Source organism: Bartonella sp. DGB2 (genome assembly GCF_046843095.1).
In the GTDB taxonomy this organism is placed as follows: Bacteria; Pseudomonadota; Alphaproteobacteria; order Rhizobiales; family Rhizobiaceae; genus Bartonella.
The window spans coordinates 97,480-116,371 of record NZ_CP177326.1; the positions used below are offsets into that span (position 1 = coordinate 97,480).

At 43.3% G+C, this 18,892-nt stretch carries 19 protein-coding genes and 3 pseudogenes; 5 read left to right on the forward strand and 17 right to left on the reverse strand.

Annotated features, from left to right (window positions below; translation table 11 throughout):
* From pdxA to ACK28X_RS07485, 4 genes and pseudogenes are all read right to left on the reverse strand, one after another.
* Positions 1-1,007, reverse strand: a pseudogene (pdxA, locus tag ACK28X_RS07470) (4-hydroxythreonine-4-phosphate dehydrogenase PdxA).
* Entirely contained in the window at positions 1,007-1,207 is a 201-nt protein-coding gene (locus tag ACK28X_RS07475) for a hypothetical protein (RefSeq protein ID WP_412058410.1), read from the reverse strand. The pseudogene pdxA and the gene ACK28X_RS07475 overlap by 1 nt, the downstream one beginning before the upstream one ends.
* Positions 1,204-1,476 (reverse strand): hypothetical protein, encoded by a 273-nt coding sequence (locus ACK28X_RS07480; RefSeq protein ID WP_412058411.1) that lies wholly within the window; start codon positions 1,474-1,476, stop codon positions 1,204-1,206. The genes ACK28X_RS07475 and ACK28X_RS07480 overlap by 4 nt, the downstream gene beginning before the upstream one ends.
* The gene (locus ACK28X_RS07485; protein WP_412058412.1) at positions 1,473-1,982 is read right to left on the reverse strand and encodes a hypothetical protein; all 510 of its coding nucleotides are present in this window, start codon (positions 1,980-1,982) and stop codon (positions 1,473-1,475) included. The genes ACK28X_RS07480 and ACK28X_RS07485 overlap by 4 nt, the downstream gene beginning before the upstream one ends.
* 268 nt (positions 1,983-2,250) lie before the next feature.
* Between ACK28X_RS07485 and ACK28X_RS07490 the strand changes: the two are divergent.
* The 4 genes and pseudogenes from ACK28X_RS07490 (at position 2,251) to ACK28X_RS07505 (ending at position 4,749) form a co-directional block, all read left to right on the forward strand.
* Positions 2,251-3,737: pseudogene (locus tag ACK28X_RS07490) on the forward strand (leucyl aminopeptidase).
* Positions 3,738-3,811: 74 nt separating this feature from the next.
* Positions 3,812-4,252: pseudogene (locus ACK28X_RS07495) on the forward strand (DNA polymerase III subunit chi); the annotation flags it as partial.
* A gap of 78 nt (positions 4,253-4,330) precedes the next feature.
* Positions 4,331-4,489, forward strand: coding sequence for a hypothetical protein (locus ACK28X_RS07500; RefSeq protein WP_412058413.1), 159 nt, complete (start codon positions 4,331-4,333; stop codon positions 4,487-4,489).
* Positions 4,486-4,749, forward strand: a complete 264-nt coding sequence (locus ACK28X_RS07505; protein WP_412058414.1) for a hypothetical protein — start codon at positions 4,486-4,488, stop codon at positions 4,747-4,749. The genes ACK28X_RS07500 and ACK28X_RS07505 overlap by 4 nt, the downstream gene beginning before the upstream one ends.
* 8 nt (positions 4,750-4,757) lie before the next feature.
* Here ACK28X_RS07505 and ACK28X_RS07510 read toward each other — a convergent pair whose 3' ends face one another.
* The 4 genes from ACK28X_RS07510 to ACK28X_RS07525 all read right to left on the reverse strand — a co-directional run bounded on the left by ACK28X_RS07510 (position 4,758) and on the right by ACK28X_RS07525 (position 10,918).
* Positions 4,758-6,044 (reverse strand): MFS transporter, encoded by a 1,287-nt coding sequence (locus ACK28X_RS07510; RefSeq protein WP_412058415.1) that lies wholly within the window; start codon positions 6,042-6,044, stop codon positions 4,758-4,760.
* 172 nt (positions 6,045-6,216) lie between these two features.
* Positions 6,217-7,698 carry a sodium/proline symporter PutP gene (gene putP / locus ACK28X_RS07515; RefSeq protein ID WP_412058416.1) on the reverse strand — a complete coding sequence of 494 codons (1,482 nt, stop codon included), beginning with the start codon at positions 7,696-7,698 and terminating at the stop codon, positions 6,217-6,219.
* A 170-nt stretch (positions 7,699-7,868) separates the two neighbouring features.
* Complete coding sequence (locus ACK28X_RS07520) at positions 7,869-9,749, reverse strand: ABC-F family ATP-binding cassette domain-containing protein (protein ID WP_412058417.1); 1,881 nt, start codon at positions 9,747-9,749, stop codon at positions 7,869-7,871.
* 338 nt (positions 9,750-10,087) lie between these two features.
* On the reverse strand, positions 10,088-10,918 hold the full coding sequence (locus ACK28X_RS07525; RefSeq protein ID WP_412058418.1) for a hypothetical protein: 831 nt from the start codon (positions 10,916-10,918) through the stop codon (positions 10,088-10,090).
* Positions 10,919-11,296: 378 nt separating this feature from the next.
* Between ACK28X_RS07525 and ndk the strand changes: the two genes are divergently transcribed.
* Positions 11,297-11,719: a nucleoside-diphosphate kinase gene (ndk, locus tag ACK28X_RS07530; RefSeq protein WP_412058419.1), complete on the forward strand. Its 423-nt coding sequence runs from the start codon at positions 11,297-11,299 to the stop codon at positions 11,717-11,719.
* 22 nt (positions 11,720-11,741) lie between these two features.
* Here the strand turns inward: ndk and ACK28X_RS07535 are convergent, their stop codons facing one another.
* The 9 genes from ACK28X_RS07535 to ACK28X_RS07575 form a co-directional block, all read right to left on the reverse strand.
* Positions 11,742-12,629 carry an META domain-containing protein gene (locus tag ACK28X_RS07535; RefSeq protein WP_412058420.1) on the reverse strand — a complete coding sequence of 296 codons (888 nt, stop codon included), beginning with the start codon at positions 12,627-12,629 and terminating at the stop codon, positions 11,742-11,744.
* Between the two features lie 131 nt (positions 12,630-12,760).
* Positions 12,761-13,348, reverse strand: a complete 588-nt coding sequence (gene pgsA / locus ACK28X_RS07540; RefSeq protein WP_412058505.1) for a CDP-diacylglycerol--glycerol-3-phosphate 3-phosphatidyltransferase — start codon at positions 13,346-13,348, stop codon at positions 12,761-12,763.
* A gap of 67 nt (positions 13,349-13,415) precedes the next feature.
* On the reverse strand, positions 13,416-15,356 hold the full coding sequence (gene uvrC / locus ACK28X_RS07545) for an excinuclease ABC subunit UvrC (RefSeq protein ID WP_412058421.1): 1,941 nt from the start codon (positions 15,354-15,356) through the stop codon (positions 13,416-13,418).
* A gap of 33 nt (positions 15,357-15,389) precedes the next feature.
* Positions 15,390-15,734 (reverse strand): 23S rRNA (adenine(2030)-N(6))-methyltransferase RlmJ, encoded by a 345-nt coding sequence (rlmJ, locus tag ACK28X_RS07550; protein ID WP_412058422.1) that lies wholly within the window; start codon positions 15,732-15,734, stop codon positions 15,390-15,392.
* 116 nt (positions 15,735-15,850) lie between these two features.
* Positions 15,851-16,879: a tyrosine-type recombinase/integrase gene (locus ACK28X_RS07555; protein WP_412058423.1), complete on the reverse strand. Its 1,029-nt coding sequence runs from the start codon at positions 16,877-16,879 to the stop codon at positions 15,851-15,853.
* A 48-nt stretch (positions 16,880-16,927) separates the two neighbouring features.
* Positions 16,928-17,161, reverse strand: coding sequence for a glutaredoxin-like protein NrdH (nrdH, locus tag ACK28X_RS07560; RefSeq protein ID WP_412058424.1), 234 nt, complete (start codon positions 17,159-17,161; stop codon positions 16,928-16,930).
* Entirely contained in the window at positions 17,158-17,853 is a 696-nt protein-coding gene (locus ACK28X_RS07565) for a hypothetical protein (RefSeq protein ID WP_412058425.1), read from the reverse strand. The genes nrdH and ACK28X_RS07565 overlap by 4 nt, the downstream gene beginning before the upstream one ends.
* Before the next feature lie 2 nt (positions 17,854-17,855).
* A complete protein-coding gene (locus ACK28X_RS07570; protein WP_412058426.1) occupies positions 17,856-18,263 on the reverse strand; it encodes a hypothetical protein in 408 nt (135 codons plus the stop codon).
* Positions 18,264-18,360: 97 nt separating this feature from the next.
* On the reverse strand, positions 18,361-18,879 hold the full coding sequence (locus ACK28X_RS07575; protein ID WP_412058427.1) for a hypothetical protein: 519 nt from the start codon (positions 18,877-18,879) through the stop codon (positions 18,361-18,363).
* Positions 18,880-18,892: the final 13 nt, after the last annotated feature.

Sequence of the window (18,892 nt, forward strand, 5' to 3'; positions counted from 1 at the left end):
TTATAAAACGGTTTTAGCGCTATTTTCAACCAATTTTTTGGCTAGTTTTAAGGCGGCGATAAAGCTTTGGGGCGAAGCAATGCCTTTATCAGCAATGTCAAACGCGGTGCCATGGTCAGGCGAAGTGCGGATGAATGGAAGCCCTAGTGTGACATTAACAGTTTCATCAAAGCCGATGGTTTTGACAGGAATCAAAGCTTGGTCATGATACATGCATAAGGCCACATCGTAATTACGGCGCGCTTGAGCATGAAAAAGCGTGTCAGCGGGCCAAGGGCCGCTAACGTCTAAGCCTTGTTTTTGCAGAGCTTGTACAGCAGGAGCGATGATCTCTAGATCTTCTTTTCCAAAAGCGCCCCCTTCACCTGCATGCGGGTTTAGCCCACAAACGGCTAAGCGTGGCCGTTGGAAGCCAAAGCGTGTTTGCAAATCATGTGCTACAATTTGAGCGGTTTCGATAATGCGTGCTTGGTTAAGTTGTTTGGTTACACAAGCGAGAGGGATATGAATGGTAATGGGCACAGTTTTTAAATGGGGCCCAGCCAATAGCATAACTGGCTTATAAAACGTGGCAGGGTAAAGTTTTGCCGTTAAATGCGCTAGAAATTCTGTGTGCCCAGGAAAAGCAAACCCCGCATCGTAGAGCGTTTTTTTTTTGCGATAGGTAAAGTAATAAGTGCGCTACCGATTCGTTGTTTGATTAGGCTAACTCCATATTCAATTGCTTCAAGAATGCTTGGAGCATTGTGAGGGTCGGGCTGGCCCAGTGTGGCTGTTTGGTTATGTTGAAGGGGAATAATAGGCAGCGCTTTGTTAAAGGCGTGGCGGTCATCAAGAGCGATTTTGATGTCAAGACCAAAATGGCGGGCGCGTTCTTGTATAATTTTGGGGTCAATAAGCAGACAAAAGGGCGGTATAACGTGATCGTCACGTGCTATCCAAGCTTTAATCGCTAGTTCAGGGCCAATGCCCGCTGGATCTCCACAGCTGACGATGAGCGTTTGCATTAAAGGTTTCTAATTTGTGCTGTGTCTCTTAATTCTTTGAGATATTTATCGTTTAGGGCATCAAGCTGTTGCGGAGTGGGTTCGGCTCGTAAGTCTTTGAGGGAGAAAGCTAGCCGAGCAACATGGTCATCAGAAACAGGCTCTACACTACACACAGCGATAGCCTCAACCCCTAGGGGGGTTTGGCGGGGTTCTGTCATTCGACCTGAGCCTGCGGCGCGAATGCTTGATGCCCATCAGGGCTTAGTTCGGGCTCAAGTGTTTTTGGAAGCGCACGAATAGTAACATCTAGATATTGTTGTGCTTGTTGATTGAGACTTGCACAACCTTTGAACTGAGCGCGGAATTTTTTTGCTTCATTAAGACGCTTTTCAAGTAGGTTGGCGCGTTGGTTTTGGGGAGTCACAAAAATAATGCGGCGCATAGTATATTCGTTAATAGAGGGTTTAATCCCACCATTTTTTATCATTTTTTTTGCACAGCTTCTTGTTGACTAATCGGCCCATGTTCGGCGCGGTAACGCATTCTTAGCAAAGAGGCCCAGCCGATTTGAGTAGCGATATAGGTTTTAAAATAATCAATGCTGATCCCATTTTGGTTTAGTAATTCGGTAAACTGTTCAGCGGTTACATGGTTTAATTGGATAAAATTATTTAGAGCTTCATCAATTTGTTGTGGCGTCGGATCAAGCTTGAAGCGTTGGATGGCACTGCGCCGGAGCGTATCATCAATTAGCTCTTTGCGAGCAATGGAGGCAAGGTTGCCTGTTCTTTTGCTAAGTTTTAAGAAGGCGATCTTTTGCTGAATGTCAAAATTTGTAATTGCAATGCCATTAACTACTATAGAAATAGCGCTTTGAGCCACAGCTGGAGAAGCAAGGAAGTTATTCACAAAAAGCCCAGCGCTTGCTACGGGTGCACTTAAAATGGCTGTACTTAAAACGAAAGCAAAGGTGCTATTTCTTATTTCCATCATGTCGCTTTCACATATCTGAAGATTGTTAAACAGCTCAATATATAAGCGCTTAATCTTTTAAAGACAATAAGCGCGGCTGTTCTAAAAATAATTATTTAGCATAATGGTTAGCGATTGGACTCTTGCTTCACACGCTTTGTTTCTATTTAGTTATTGCGTTGCCCCCCCAAATTGGTAATATACTAATTTTAGCGTTAGAATTTTTGCAGCGGGGCATTTGGACTTGCTCGGGGGCGCTGGTTTTTATCTGGTTATGAATGGATATGGTATGTCGAAGGCAATTTTTTCAAATATTGATGCACTGAATGCACCTGAACGTGGCCTATTGGTTGTTTTAGTGAATGAAGATGGAGGCGTTGCCGCTGAAATAGAAAATTTTGTTGGCAAGGCCTTTTTAAAGCGCGTGATAAAAGCACGCGCTTTCAAAGGCAAAAAGTTTGCGGTTGTTGATGCTTTAAGCGAAGAAAGTCAAGGGTTTGAACGTCTTGTGCTTCTGGGGGTAGGCGATGTGAGCCAATTTAAGGGTGATGATTGGGTGAAATTGGGCGGTGTGGCGCGCGCTTCATTTGATAAAAATGCCTATGTTACCCTTTGTCTAGCCATAGCTGATTATACTTTGTCGCCGGAAAATATCGTTGATTTTGCAGTTGGTGTTCGCCTTCGCGATTATACGTTCGACAAATATCAAAATCCAAAAAAGGACGATGAGAAAAAAGCAAAAAGCATAAAAATAAACCTGCAATTGCAAAACCCCAATGGTGGAAAAAACTCTTGTTAAACGCGCTGATGCTTTGGCTGATGCAGTTATTTTGGCTCGCGATCTTGTTAATGAGCCGGCTAATATTTTGGGCCCTGAAGAGTTTTCTGAAAAGGTTAAGGCGCTAAAAGATCTGGGTGTTAAGGTAGAGATCCTTAACGATAAAGATATGAAAAAACTAGGTATGAATGCACTTTTGGGTGTAGGCCGTGGTTCTAAACGTTCCCCCTGCCTTGCCATTATGCAATGGCAAGGGGTAGAAACCAAAGAGCCCCCTTTAGCCTTCATTGGTAAGGGGGTGGTCTTTGATAGCGGTGGGATTTCTTTAAAACCCTCCAAAGGAATGGAAGCCATGAAAGGGGACATGGGGGGCGCCGCTGCTGTCACCGGCTTGATCATGGCTCTTGCTTTGCGTAAAGCAAAAGTGAATGCGATAGGGGTGATTGGGCTTGTAGAAAATATGCCTGATGGTAATGCTCAGCGTCCTGGTGATATTGTAACCAATGTCAGGTCAAACTGTTGAAATTAATAATACGGATGCTGAAGGGCGTTTGGTTTTGGCTGATGCTTTGTGGTATGTTAAAGAGCGTTTCCAACCAAAATTTATGGTTGATTTAGCCACATTGACTGGCGCTATTATTGTGTCTTTGGGTAAAGACCATGCAGGCCTTTTTTCTAACAATGATGATCTTGCGCAAAAATTGACACAGGCTGGTCTTGAAACTGGTGAAAAGCTTTGGCGTTTTCCGCTCAATGATGCCTACGATAAAATGATTGACTCAAAATTTGCTGATATGGTCAATAGTGTAAATAGCGGCGCGCATTCTATTACGGCCGCGCAGTTTCTTAAACGCTTTGTAGGCGAAACCCCTTGGGCTCACCTGGACATTGCAGGAACCGCTATGGAATCGGAAAAAAATGAATATAGCCAATCATGGGCTTCAGGCTTTGGCGTTCGTTTACTGGATCATTTTATTGCTAAATATTATGAAGATTAGGTTTGCTGCTTTTAATAATTGGCGAATGCGGCATTTGGTATTGGTGTACAAGGGGGATTATAAATAGGGGGTTCATGCCAGAGATTCTTTTTTATCATCTTACCCAATCGACAGCAGAACAAGCCTTGCCAGCTTTGATTGAGCGCTCTTTGGCTCGCAACTGGAGAGTTGGGGTGCAATTTGCTGATGAATCGAGATATCATGCGATGGATGATCATCTTTGGACGTGGGCGGATGATTCTTTTATTCCTCATGGCAAGATGGATGACCCTTTCCCACCTTTGCAGCCTGTTTATTTAACTATGCAGGAGGATAATCCTAATAAAGCCGACATTCGATTTTTGTTGGATGGTGCCACTTGTCTGATGGTTGAGTCTTACACACGGCTTGTACTCATGTTTGAAGATAGGGACACTCAAATTATTGAGAATATGCGCACCCAATGGATAACTTATAAGCAAAAAGCCTACCCTCTTACCTATTGGCAACAGGATGAAAACCGCCGCTGGAAAAAAAGCATGATAAATATAAGCCTTCTACTTAGGACTGGGACAGGGAAAAATCTTATATTTGAAGGCTTAGGGTGTTAGGAAGTGCGTGTTTTACCAATTATGCTTATACTGGTCTCTATCATTGGGTTCCTTTATCCTGGCGTGTTACTTGATGCGGACGCGGGTGGGGGACGTTGGGTATTTATAGCCACTTTTGCTTTGGCGCTTAGCATTTTATGGCGTATGGGGCGGTGGACATGACAATTGATAAGCTCTTGCTGGTTTTTTGGTCGGTTTTATTGGCGTGGCTTTCTTTGGCTTTTTTAGGTACTACGCATATTTTATCGCATATTTTGCCGTCGGAATGGTTAAATCAAAGGGCGGTTGATATCCTGTTCGTGGGTGTAAGCCTTATCTTTGCTGCATTGCTTTTTAAGCTTGTGCACAGACCGTTAACACGCAAATGGCGGCTTTTAGCCGCCATTCCACTTTGTTTATTTGCGCTTTTTTGGATTTTATAGTCAGCTATTTAGTTTGATATTTCATCGTTGGTAAAACCCACGAAACATAAAAGTGAAATAAAGGAAGAGAGCAAGAGATAATAGCCAATATAAGCAGGGCCAAAATTTTGTACCAAATATTCAGCGATATAGGGTGCGATAGAGGCTCCTGCTATACCTGCTAGGTTAAAGGTTATTGAGGCACCCGTATAGCGAACTGCGGTAGGAAAGGGTGAGGTAAGGGTCGCACCAATCGGGGCATAGGTTAGACCCATAATACTCAATCCACAAATAGAAAGAGCCATGATTCCACCATAACCAGCAGTCAAGAGAAAAGGTACACTAAAAGAAAAGAGCCCTGTTAGAACTGTTGCCCATATCATAAAAAGCCGGCGGCCAATTTTTTCGCAGAGTTTCCCCCCAAAAATAATAAATAGGCCTAGAAAGAAAGAGCCAATAATTTCAATCTCTAAGGCTTTATCAAATTCCAAGTGTAGATGATGGGTAGAATAGCTTAACAGATAGGCGGTAAAAAGGTAGAATAAGACAAAGACTGTCATGCCCGCAAATGTTCCTAAAAACAAGGCACGCGGATGCTTGATAAAAATATCAATAGCTGGAACTTTTACGCGTTCATTACAAGCCATAGCTTTTTGGAACGCAGGGGTTTCGGCAATGGAAAATCGCACCCATAGGCCTACCAAAATTAGAACGGCCGAGGCGATAAAAGGAATACGCCAGCCCCAATTATGCAATTCATCGGGGGTGAGGCTGTTCCACATTAACCAGTAGGTGCCTGCTGATAAAATAAGCCCGATGGGCGCGCCCAATTGTGGGAAAATAGCATACCAGTCCCGTTTTTCAGGTGGAGCATTTTCGACAGCAAGGAGTACAGCGCCGCCCCATTCACCACCTAATCCCAATCCTTGCCCTAGGCGACATAGGGTCAGAAAAAATGGCGCCCACCAACCCGCGTTTTCATATGTAGGTAAAAATCCAATGATAACCGTGGAAATCCCCATAGTTAAGAGAGCCGCTATCAACGTAGATTTGCGACCTGCCTTATCGCCAAAATGACCAAATATAATTGATCCAAAGGGGCGGGCAAAAAATGCAGCACCGAAAATTAAAAAGGATTGCAAGAGAGCAAGATTGGTGTTTTCGCTTGGGAAAAAAAGTTTAGGAAAAACCAGAGCCGCCGCGGTAGCGAAAACATAAAAATCAAAAAACTCAATCGTTGTACCGATAAGACTAGCTAATAAAATCGTGGAAATTGAGCTTTTAGGCTGATGCGCTGCTATAGTATTGCTTGGCACAGATACACCTCCAATGCCCAATAAATGGGCAACTTACGATAAGTAATATATAAAACAGGCGAAGATACGAACAAAATTGCACATATCTTCGCCTATTTTGCATCATATTTTAAAAAAGTCTAGGGAAGAGGTTTCATCCTTTAAGCATTCCTAAGATTTTTATGGACGCGTTTTATGTTTGAAATTTCTGTTGCGCTTTTTTAAATTGTTCGGCGACTTCAGGGCTAGGACATGGGCTGATTAGGCTCACTACAATTACAGTAGCGGTAGCAAGAATAAAACCAGGGATAATCTCATATAGCCCCCAAAGACCGTAATTTTTCCACAGAATCACAGTGGCTGCTCCTACGATCATGCCTGCCAAAGCGCCTTGGCTTGTGGTGCGTCCCCAAAAAAGGGATACAATAATCACTGAACCGAAAGCCGCACCAAAGCCTGCCCAAGCATAGCTTACTAAATCCAGAACTTTACTCTCAGGGTTCAGGGCAAGGGTAAGCGCAATGGCCGCCACAGCTAATACCATAGCTCGCCCCACATAGATCAATTCACGCTGTGATGCATTTTTGCGGAAAAAGGGGCGGTAAAAATCTTCAGTAATGGCGCTTGCACATACAAGAAGTTGACAGCTTAACGTACTCATAACCGCAGCTAATACTGCAGAAAGTAGGACACCAGCAATCCATGGGTTGAATAAAAGTCGAGTCAACTCAATAAAAATTCGTTCGCTATTGCCTTGTACATTCACAGCCAAATCTGGGTGGTTTGCAAAATAGGCAACACCGAAGTACCCTACTATAATGGCTCCGCTTAAGCATAAGAACATCCATGTCATGGCGATGCGGCGCGCCCGTTTAACTGTTTGGTGATTTTGTGAAGCCATGAAACGGGCTAAGATGTGTGGTTGCCCAAAATAGCCAAATCCCCAACCTAAGGACGAGAGGATAGAGATGGCGCCTACCCCATAGAAAAGATTCGCATGGTTAGGATGAACGGATTCAATACTCGCCATGGTTTCGGTAAAACCGCCTTGGGTATAAATCACCACTATGGGGGTGAGGATAAGAGCGAAGATCATCAGACTTGCTTGTACTGTATCGGTCCAGCTTACGGCCAAAAAGCCCCCTAGGAAGGTATAGAGGATGGTAGCTAAGGTGCCAGCTAATAAAGCCGCGCCATAGCTAAAGCCAAAGGTCGTTTCGAATAAGCGCGCCCCAGCCACAATGCCAGATGCACAATAAATGGTAAAAAAGATCAAGATAATAAAGGCTGAAACGACTCGCAAAACTTGGTGTTTATCTTGAAATCGGTTGGAGAAGAAGTCAGGCAAGGTTAGGGAATTGTTGAATACTTCTGTTTGCACACGCAAACGCCCACCGACTAAATACCAGTTGAGTAAGGCGCCTAATAAAAGCCCCACCGCGATCCATGATTGTGAAAGACCCTGTAGATAAATAGCTCCTGGGAGTCCCATTAACAACCAACCACTCATATCTGAAGCGCCCACAGACATGGCTGTGACAAAGCGACCAAAACGGCGTCCACCTAAAATGTAGTCATCGAATTTTTGGGTATGGCGATAGGCATAAACGCCGATTGCCACCATAAGTCCTATATAAATAATAAAGGTTATTAAGAGTGGTGATAATTCAAACATGCAAAATATACCTCAGATCAGTTATGCGTTATCGTATAGCGACGTGTTGATATCGTAGGGGCTGCCTCTATACGTTTTATAGTCTAACCCACTATAATGGTAAAAGCGCGGCTGTGTCAAAATTTGCTTTATAGACTATAGACCACTTTAACGAAATTGGGCGTTTCAGCCTATTGTGTTCCCTCTTCATAACGTTCTGATAAGCTAAGCCAGCGTGTTTCTGCTTCATTGAGCCGTTTTATAGCATCGGCTCTTTCTATGGATTTTTGAGCAGCGAGAGCGGGGTTTTGGGTGTATAGCGTTCCAACAGCCAATTCGCTATCCAAGCGGGCGATAAGGCTTTCTAGACGTTGAATTAGAGCTTCAGCTTGGGTAATTTCTTGTCGCAAAGGAGCTAGGCTTGCGCGCTTATACGCGTTCATTTTACGCTGGTCGTTTTTTTTTACTCCTTGAGCTTCTGACTTTTCTTCAGGTTTTTTGTTCTTTTTCAATCCCAAAATATCACGACGATAGTCATCCATATCTCCTATATAGGGAGTGACTGTGCCATTTTGGACAAGCCATAATCGATCCATTGTGGCTTCAATCAGATGGCGATCATGGGCGATCAAGATAACCGCACCGTTAAAATTATTCAAAGCATTGATTAATTCGGTACGGCTTTCAATGTCGAGATGGTTAGTAGGTTCGTCTAAAATCAGCAGATGCGGGCCGTTAAAGGTTGCAAGCCCCATCAAAAGGCGCGCTCGTTCCCCTCCCGATAGATCTTGGGCTTTAGTGTGCATTTTTTCGGTTGTAAGCCCCATAAAGGCTGTGCGGGCGCGAATTTTTGCCTCCGGCTGGTTGGGCATTAGGCGCCGCACGTGGTCAATAGGGCTTTCGTGCGGGTGCAAATCATCTAGCTGGTGCTGGGCAAAAAAAGCAATTTTCAGTTGCGGGGCCGTGACTAATCGCCCTGTTTCTGGTGAAAGCCGACCCGCTAATAACTTGGCTAGGGTGGATTTTCCATTGCCATTGGAGCCTAATAAAGCAATGCGATCATCGTGATCAATGCGTAAATCAAGGTTGCGTAAAATCGGGCTGCCCGGTTCATAGCCTACATTCGTTTGCGAAAGGGCAATAATGGGGGAAGCCACTGCTTTTTTTGCATGCGGGAAACTGAAGGGAGCAACGTGATCTTCTTGCCACACAGTAACGTCTTGCATCTTTTCAAGAACTTTAATGCGCGATTGCGCTTGCCGCGCTTTATTAGCTTGAGCGCGAAACCGGTTGATAAAGGCTTCTAAATGGGCCTTGTGTGCTTGCTGTTTGGCAGCTTGTTTTTGTTGTAAATGGATGGTTTCTGCTCGTTGTTTAGCGAATTCGTCGTAATTACCAGTCCAAAGTCTGAGCTTTTTATTTTCTAAATGTAGAATAGAGGTGGCCGTATTATTCAAAAGTTCGCGATCATGACTGATGATAATTACATTATGTGGATAGCGGCGTATGTAATCGGTGAGCCAAAGAGTCCCCTCTAAGTCAAGGTAATTTGTAGGCTCATCTAATAATAAAAGACTAGGGGCGCTAAATAGCACTGCCGCCAACGCTACTCGCATACGCCAGCCACCCGAAAAAGAAGAAGCAGGGCGTAATTGCGCTGCCGCGTTAAAGCCAAGTCCAGCTAAAATACTTGCCGCACGCGCGGGGGCGGCGTGGGCATCAATATCATTAAGCCGGCTGTGTATTTCGGCAATACGCAAAGGGTTATCGGTTAGTTCGGCTTCTTCTAAAAGAGCTGTGCGCTCTTTATCAGCGGCCAGAACAATATCAAGCAGATTTGATGTGCCAGCAGGAGCCTCTTGCGCAACTTGACCAATACGAGTGCCTTTGGGTAAGGATATCTCACCACTCTCCAAGGGCAGTTCACCTATAATTGCCCGCAAGAGCGTGGACTTTCCGGTGCCGTTATGGCCAACAAAGCCAGTTTTAGACCCTTCATTCAAGGTAACACTGGCGTGATCAATCAATAATCTGCCGGCCATGCGAATGCTGATGTCGTTTAAAATAAGCATGAAAATGAACCAAATTTGTCTATCTATGGCGGGTAATGATTAGCTTAATGCTTCTTTACGGCATAAGTCTATTGAACTCAGGGGCAGGTAAACAAGCTTGATTATAAGTCAAAGGAGGACGTTTTGAGTTTATAGAACTTCTCTAGAAGTGCAACAAATTTTACTGGCAAAATATTAAGCAGCTATCTTGGGTTGTAAGTACATTTACGTGAGGCGCGAGAGGGCGCCCTTTGTAAAAAAAGACGGTGTGGAAAAATACCGTCACTGCCTCGCTTCCAAAGAAGATGGCGGCGGCGGCGTTTTGCTGAAAATAATTACAGGGGGGATACGCTCTTTTATCAATGCATTATACGCCCTTTTGTGTAGGTTTTGTTGATGATAGTAGCGTCGCCTCCTATCTGGGCTGTCCCTAGGATTTTGGAATTACCTGCTATCACAGTATTTCCAAAGACTTCTGCATTTCCAAAGACTTCTGCTTTTTCAATGATGAGTGCATTACCGAAAATTATTGCGCTTTCACCAATTTTTACCTTTTCAGCAATTTTTGCGTTGTCAGTAATGAGTACGTTGTCACTAATGATTGCGTTGCCACTAATCTTTGCGTTGTCAGTAATGACTGCATTACCATAAATTTCTGCGTTGTCAGTAATTTCTGCGTTGCCACTAATTTTTGCGTTGTCATGAATTCTTGCGTTGCCACTAATTTTTGCGTTGTTAGTAATTTTTGCGTTGCCAATAATTAGTGCGTTGCCCGCAATTATTGCGTTGTCAGTAATGACTGCGTTGCCCGTAATTATTGCGGTATTAAAAACCGTGGATTCAGCAAAGACCTGTGCGCTTTGAGTAATTCCTGCGTTTCCGAAAACTTTTGCATTTCCAAAAACTTTTGCATTTTCCTCGACATGGGCGTTTTCAAACACTTGCGCATTCTCGTCAATCCAAGATAAGCCATTGAAACTGAGATTACGTTCACTCTCAATATAGCCGCCTTTGTCTCCTTTTTTGACGGCACCAAAATTTTCCAGCGCCTGTATACGACAAATATTTATGTTTTTAAGAGTGGAGATACAATCATTGGTTATTTTATATTTATTATTAAGCGGAGAGGCATTGGCGGCAGTGCATAACGATAGGATAGATATAGCTACAAAGTAAATATTGCGTATCATAATTTCTCCAAAATTTTATTAAACTAATAATGGTATATGGTATCATAAGTATTTTTTGTTTATTGGCAATGGTTTTTAAATGTTGATAATTCTATATCCTGATTTGTATTCGCTTATCCTAAACGGGGTTGATCCCCACATTGGAGTATTAATGGTTCGCTGTAGGTTTGTTTTTAAATAAGGTTAATAAAGGCGGGCGTGTATAAATTGTGAGGTTTTTGTGAAGAAAGGTGGTTGATTATAGAGTTTTTACATCATTTGTGGCTCATTGGTTTTTTGAGGAAATATTGCCAGTAAAGGCAGTGTAGAGCCTTGTTTTCTAAGGAAGTTCCTGTTACAGGTCGAATAGGAAATACTAAAGTGAAGATAAGGTATCAAATGGCTATTGAACGTACTTTTTCGATGATTAAACCCGATGCAACTCGCCGTAATTTGACTGGTGCTATCACCAAGATTTTTGAAGAGGCTGGTTTACGTGTTGTGGCGAGTAAGCGTGTATGGATGAGCTTACGGGAAGCAGAAGGCTTTTATGCAGTGCATAAAGAGCGTCCCTTTTTTGCAGAATTAACGCAATCCATGTCTTCAGGGCCAACCGTTGTCCAAGTCTTGGAAGGCGAGAATGCAGTCGCTAAAAATCGAGAAATTATGGGGGTAACCAACCCTAACAATGCAGTAGAAGGCACGATTCGTAAGTTATATGCTTTGTCGATTGGTGAAAATTCTGTCCACGGGTCAGATGCACCAGAGACAGCTGCTGAAGAGATTGCTTATTGGTTTTCCCAAACAGAAATTGTGGGATAAGCACCACTTTATAAGGGGTTATTTAATTAAGGCTTGGAATGCGTTCTAAGCCTTTTTCTTGTAGATATGGGATAAATCTACCTAGAAATTTCTTGTTATTATCTTTTAAAATTAATCGACCTAGATCATCAAATTGATAGAGTCGCGCCTGATTTAATAGGTCAATAAATTGGTTTTCTTGTTGCATAATTGAGGTGCTGCACGTCAAGAAGGTGAGACTAGGGGGCAGAAATTGCAAGTGACCTTCATCTTTGTTTGTTTCATCTTGATTAAGGCTGACAAAAGTCGTGTATTGGTTACAACCAGTACCACCACTCACCTGGTAACGGATTTTATTGCTTAGGCTTTGGCCTGTCTCAGCAATTATAATCGTAGGGGGGCTGTCCTTGGATAGCACGATGTCAAGAATTTTTTCCGCTGTCCATTTATTTCCTGGTAAATGCGGGGTAGATGGCGATATGCTCCGAAAGGGTTGGATAACCTCCTCTAACCTAATTGGATAGGACTTTCTAAGATCATGCCAATCTACAGGGCTACGTTTATCGCTGACAAACCACAATACATCCCCTACCATAATACGAGCTTGCAAAGCATATTGATGATTCCTAATGAGAGTTTTATCAGGAATAGTGATTTGAAAGGGTATAGGCGCTTGAGATGTAATAGGTAAACTGATCTCACCTACAATAAGGGGGCGATTGCCAGGGCTTTGCGTATCAACTAGTTGCACCATGAGGACGGCGTGATAGGGTGGTTGCTGTTTCTTTGCCGTTTTAGTCTGTAGCGCAGAAGGATCCTGGCTTTCGTAAAAAGCTTTTCCTTGGATAGTTATGTCGTTGGCAAGAACGACTCCATTCACTGCTCCTAGTGCACCTACAAAAATTAGAAGCATGCGTATAAAATTCATCATAGACTTCAACCAATATTTTATCGACATATAGTTTATTATATTCCAAAAAGCCATTGTTATGGTTGTTTGTATTATCTATTTTATTCTGTAGTGCTCAGCGCAGTGATCACTATTTTTATGTATGGCTTAATTTATTCATCAGTGATCACATGTTTAAGACCAGCACGAAAATAATCAAGCCCAGTCCATAAGGTAATGATTGCTGAAACCCATAGCATACAACGCCCAGCTGTAATCGTATAGGGAAAAATTTTATTCCCAGCAGAACCAGCAAGTAGCAAGACAATAGCGCACATTTGCATCGCTGTTTTCCATTTAGCCAATTGAGAGACAGGTACACTCACACGCAATTCTGCAAGGTATTCCCTAAGGCCTGAGACTAAAATTTCGCGACATAGGATAATGATAGCCGCCCATAAGGTCCAATTTGCAATGGTTTTATCGGCGGCAAGTAATAATAAGCAGGTAGAAACGAGTAATTTATCAGCGATGGGATCTAGCATACGGCCTATATTTGAGGTTTGCTGCCATATACGGGCTAAATAGCCGTCGAAAAAATCGGTGAATGAGGCAATTAAAAAAATAACCACTGCTGCCCAGCGTGCTGAATCACTTGATTTGAGCCGCCCTTCTGCAAAGAAGCACAAAACTACCAAAGGAACTGCAACGATACGCGCATAGGTAAGCAAATTGGGCAAAGAAAATGTGTGTTTTTTAATCATGCACTAAATCCTATGGCTTCTCATTTAGTATTATTCTTAAGCATGTGAAAGCGTTCCAACAAGTTTAATTTTCGTGAAAATATTCATAGATTTGGCGTGCCATAGCGCTAGAGATACCCTTTACCTTGCGTAAGTCTTCTATTCCAGCATTTCGTACCGATGCTGCGTTCCCAAAGTACCGTAAAAGAGCTTTTTTTCGTGCGGGTCCAATTCCTTCAATTTCATCCAGCGGGTTTTGTATAAGAGCCTTTTTGCGTTTCGCGCGGTGCGTGCCAATGGCGAAGCGATGCGCTTCGTCGCGCAAACGCTGCAGGAAGTATAAGACAGGGTCTTTGGGCGGGAGGCTAAGATCCTTGTGCCCTTCCAGAAAAAAACGCTCACGCCCAGCATTGCGATCAGGCCCTTTGGCGATTGCGATCACCGTGACATGCTGATTCACTCCTATAGCATCAATAATGTCTTGTACAGCCTTGCGCTGGCCTTCTCCACCATCAATGAGCAAAATATCAGGCCACTCGGGAAAAGGGGCATCTATTGCTGCGTCTGGAGCCATGCAAGCTAGAGGCACTTTTGTAAGCTGTGCAAAGCGTCGACTAAGCACTTCTTTCATCATGCCAAAATCATCGCCTGGCGTGATGTCCTTAGAACGGATGTTGAATTTGCGATATTGATTTTTCATGAATCCCTCTGGACCTGCTACAATCATAGCGCCCACAGCATTGGTTCCCATAATGTGAGAATTGTCATAAACTTCAATGCGTTGTATTTGTTTTTTAATATTAAATGTTTGCTGCATCAAAACTAAGAGCTGAGCTTGAGCGGTGGCTTCGCTTAGCCTTCGCCCTAACGCTTCACGGGCATTATGGGCGGCGTGATCGGATAGCATTTTTCTTGTGCCGCGCTGGGCAACGACAAGTTGAACCTTATGCCCGCTTTTTAAACGTAAGGCTTCTTCAAGCAGGGATTGCTCTTTTATGGGTTCAGATACCAGTACCAACTTTGGTATGGGTTTATTGTCATAAAACTGGGCTATGAAGCTTTCCAAGACTTCGCTTGTGTCTATGCTGGGATCAACCTTTGGAAAATAGGAACGATTGCCCCAATTCTGTCCAGCTCGAAAGAAAAAGACTTGGATCGCACTCATCCCTCCCTCTTGGGCGATGGCAAAAACATCGGCCTCTTCAATCGTTTGCGGGTTAATACCTTGATGGGTCTGGATTTGAGAAAGTGCACTTAAACGGTCACGGAAAAGGGCTGCGTGTTCATATTCCCGTTTTTTGGCAGCCTCATGCATGGAAGCAGCAATTTTTGTTTGAATGATTTGGCTCTTTCCCGCTAAAAATGCTTTGGCTTCTTTGACAAGTGCCTGATAATCGGTATCGCTAATTTCATTAGTACAGGGGCCTGAACAGCGTTTGATTTGATATAACAAACAGGGGCGGGTTCTGTTGCTGAAAACCGAATCTTGACAGGTGCGTAATAAAAAAGCTCGTTGTAAAATATGGATTGTGCGAGTGACAGCAGCGGTCGAAGCGAAGGGGCCAAAGTATGTGTCCTTTTCTGCTCGCACGCCGCGGTGTTTAAAAATACCTGGTGCACGATGACTATCAGCAATAGCGATGTAGGGAAAGCTTTTGTCATCCCGTAGTAAAATATTAAAACGTGGGTGTAACCTCTTGATTAAGTTAGCTTCTAAAAGCAGCGCCTCTGTTTCTGTATGGGTGACGATAAATTCCATATCAGCAGTTGCGTTGATCATGCGTAAGATACGTTGGCTATGGCCGGTATCGCGGGCATAATTAGACACGCGTTTTTTTAAATTACGGGCTTTTCCTACATAAAGTACCTCCCCCTTTTGATCAAACATGCGATAAACACCAGGCTTATTAGGCAGATTTTTGACAAGTTCTTGAATGAGCGCGCGGCCGCAAATTCCTGCAAGTGCAGGACTCTTTGCAGTTTTATCCCAAAGAATCGCGTCATTTTTTCCTTGTACTAAAGACATGATCTGGGCGTTGGCTCCTTATTAAGAATGGTTTTAGCTTTCATAGCGTATCCATTCGTTAGTTAACTTAGCTTCTGGGTCTTGCGAAAGGCGTGATAGTAAAAGCGGGGCAAGACTATTTATTTCTTTGCGCAGTAAATAGGGCGGATTAATGATGATCATACCGCTACCATCCAAAGAAGGCCCCTCAGAGGGGGTGCGTATTGCAAGCTCAAGACGCAAGATTTTGGGGATTTGCGTCTTATAAAGGGCATCTAAAAAACAGCGAATTTCTTGATAATGTTTAAGGGGATACCAAAGAGCGTAAACACCCCCAGCAAAGCGACGATAGGCAGCTATAATGCTAATATCTACCAAAAGAAAAACCCTGAATTTCAAGGATTTTGTGTCCTAATTTTGATACCATTTAAAAATAATATGGTCACAAGTGAGGACACAAAATTTACCACTTTAGTTCTCAGTAACGCCTACGGAAAGGTATTTACTCCTTTCTGTTATGCTACCTCTAAAAGATGTACAATATCCTCTAAAGCACTAGGCTTAAGTTGCATATAGCGCATAGTCGTATTTATATTCGTATGCCCTAGCCATTCCATAACACGACGTATATCTGCACCGCGCTTTACTAAGCGTGTACAACACGTATGCCGTAAGGTATGGAAAGTAACATCCAATAGCTGGAGGTTATCACACATCCTGCGCCATTCTATACGGGCTTGCTTTTCTGTCAAGTCTTCAAAAGGTCGTGAACGTTTTCCTTTACTGTTCGAAAGCCTCTCAAGGATAGCGCGGCTACGGCTAGTAAGGGGTATGGTACGCGGTCTATTGGTTTTCGTGTGCCAAAAGGTTACGTTTTTAAAATCCTCACCAAAATCCTTCCACTTTACGCGTAACATTTCAGAAGAACACCGCGCTCCAGTGTCTAACAAAAGTGCTGTAAAGTCATGCATGAGTGGTAGGTTATTGCTTTGGAAATATTCCAATATGTTTGCTTCTTCGTCCTCCTCTAAATAGCGAAAGCGTGTCTTAACAATTGGGTACCATGTAAGACGAGGTAGTTTGGTTATCACCTCATGATCAAGAGCAACCTTTAGCATTTTAGAGAGTGCCGAAAGTTTCGAATTGATTGTTGAAGTGCTTAACTTTTGGCTTGTAAACTTCATTTTCATTTCGGTTATATCACTTGCGCTTATTTCCGCTATGTCCTTTTGGTAACCGAAATACTCACATATATACCGTCCATGAATGATTAATATACGTGCTGAACGCTTAGTCGACCATTCGGTACGACATACGAACTCAAAAAGGTTACCTAAAACCCGCAAATTATTAGGCGCAAGATAACTTTTTCTTGTCTTTTTGAGAGCTGGTGCAGTTGGAGGTGCTAGCCCCATAGAGACAGCTAGACGTGCGTTATGTTCCCATGTAGTAGCCTCCAATTCTGTTTTAAAAGTTGGCCTATGTCTCTTACCGCTTTTATCGCGTACATCGGCTTGCCAAGACTTGCCTCTTTGTTTGACCATGTATTGAGTCCTCCATTTCCTATTGATAAATCAAAACTAGATCCCCCCTTATTCGTTAGGTCGACTCAAGGCCGCTATTTTGTCCGGCCTGAAACCTGCCCAATGGTTATCTTTATCAAGAAATACAACGGGTACTTGACGATAACCTAAGCTTTCCACAAGTGTTTGTGCATCTTTATTTTCTGATATATCAACGACTATATAAGATATATTGTGCTTATCCAAAACACGATAAGTTGCTGTACATTGGACACAATTTGGCTTGCTATAGATTGTAATCATGCCGCTTTTCCGGTAAGGGCGCCGGTGATTACCGTGTCACCGGAAACTTGCATGTTTCCATTGATTATTGCGTCGCCTGAGATTAGCGCGTTGCCGAAAACTTTAGCATTTTCTGAAACACGGGCATTGCCGAAAATACACGCGTTGTTAGAAACACTCGCCGTACCTGAAACGCAAGCCTCGCCTGAGATTAGCGCGTTGCCTAAAATACATGCATTACCTGAAACCCGCGCATTATCTGTGATACGTGCATTATCAGAAACACTCGCCGCTCCTAAGACGTGTGCATTGAAAGAAATCCACGCGTTACCACAAATCCACGCGTCACCTAAAATACATGCATTTCCTGTGATACGCGCTTTCTCAGTAAGGTAGGCATCTTCTCCTACATGAGCATAACCCCCTACCACTACATCACCTGAAATCCACGTATTGCCTGAAACACGAGCACTGCCTGAGATACTAGCATAGTCCGCAATACACGCGTTTTGCGTGACTCTTGCCTCGTCATAAACACATGCATTATCAAGTACCCAACAATTACCTTCATGGCTTAGGTTGGCTTCGGTCTCTATAAAGCCGCCCTTATCACCGGCTTTGACATTACCAAAGGCGCGTAAGGCTTGGATACGGTAGAGGGTACGGTCGTCTACCTCTCTTGTTTCGTCGGTAAGTTCATATTTCTTTCTCATACCTATTCCCCTGTGATGACTGTGTCTTTACAAATATCTGCGTAGCTAGAAACTTGCGCGTTGCCTAAAAAATATGTATTGCCTGAAACCTGAGCATTGCCTGTAACATGTGCTTTGCCTGAAACACACGCATCACCTGAAACCTGCGCATTGCCTGAAACAAGCGCTTCGCCTGTAACTAGCGCATAGCCTGTAATGACTGCATCACCACAAACCCATGCTCTGTCAAAAACACACGCGTTATCTGCTACCCAACAATTGCCTTTATGGCTTAAGTTGCGTTTGCTTTCTATAAAACCGCCTAAATCACCTGCTTTGATATCACCAAAGTCGCGTAAGGCTTTGATACGGTAGAGTGTATGGCCGTCGATTTCTCTTGTTTCGTTCGTAAGTTGGTATTTCTTGTCCATTAGTTTAGTCCTTATCGTTAGACACAAAGAGCCCTTAGCCATGCTAAAAGCATAGGCTTTTGTGTGCTCTGTTAATTGTATGATTAGGAGGCTTTGTCTAAATACCGCGGGCGATTACTATGTTGCCGCCTATTTTTAGATCTCCAGTTAAGTTTGCGTAACCTGTGATTAACACATCATCGTCAACTTTAACCGCACCTGCAACGCGTGCATGGCCTGTAATATGTGCATGACCCTTAACATAAGCGTTACCTGAAACCTGCGCATTGCCTGAAACGCGTCCAGCTTCTTTAATAAACGCGTCTTCTTGCACTTGAGCTTGATTTGTTATTAATGCATAATTAAGAACCCTTGCACTACCTGAAACATGAGCACTGCCTGAGACACTAGCATAGTCCGCAATATACGCGTTTTGCGTGACCCTTGCATCGTCATAAACACAAGCATTATCTGCTACCCAACAAGCGCCTTCATGGCTTAGGTTATCCTCGCTCTCTATAAAGCCGCCTAACTCACCAACTGTGTAACCTCCCCAGTTACGTAGTAATTGGATACGGTAGAGTGTATGGCCGTCGATTTCTCTTGTTTCATTCGTAAGTTGGTATTTCTTGTCCATTAGTTTAGTCCTT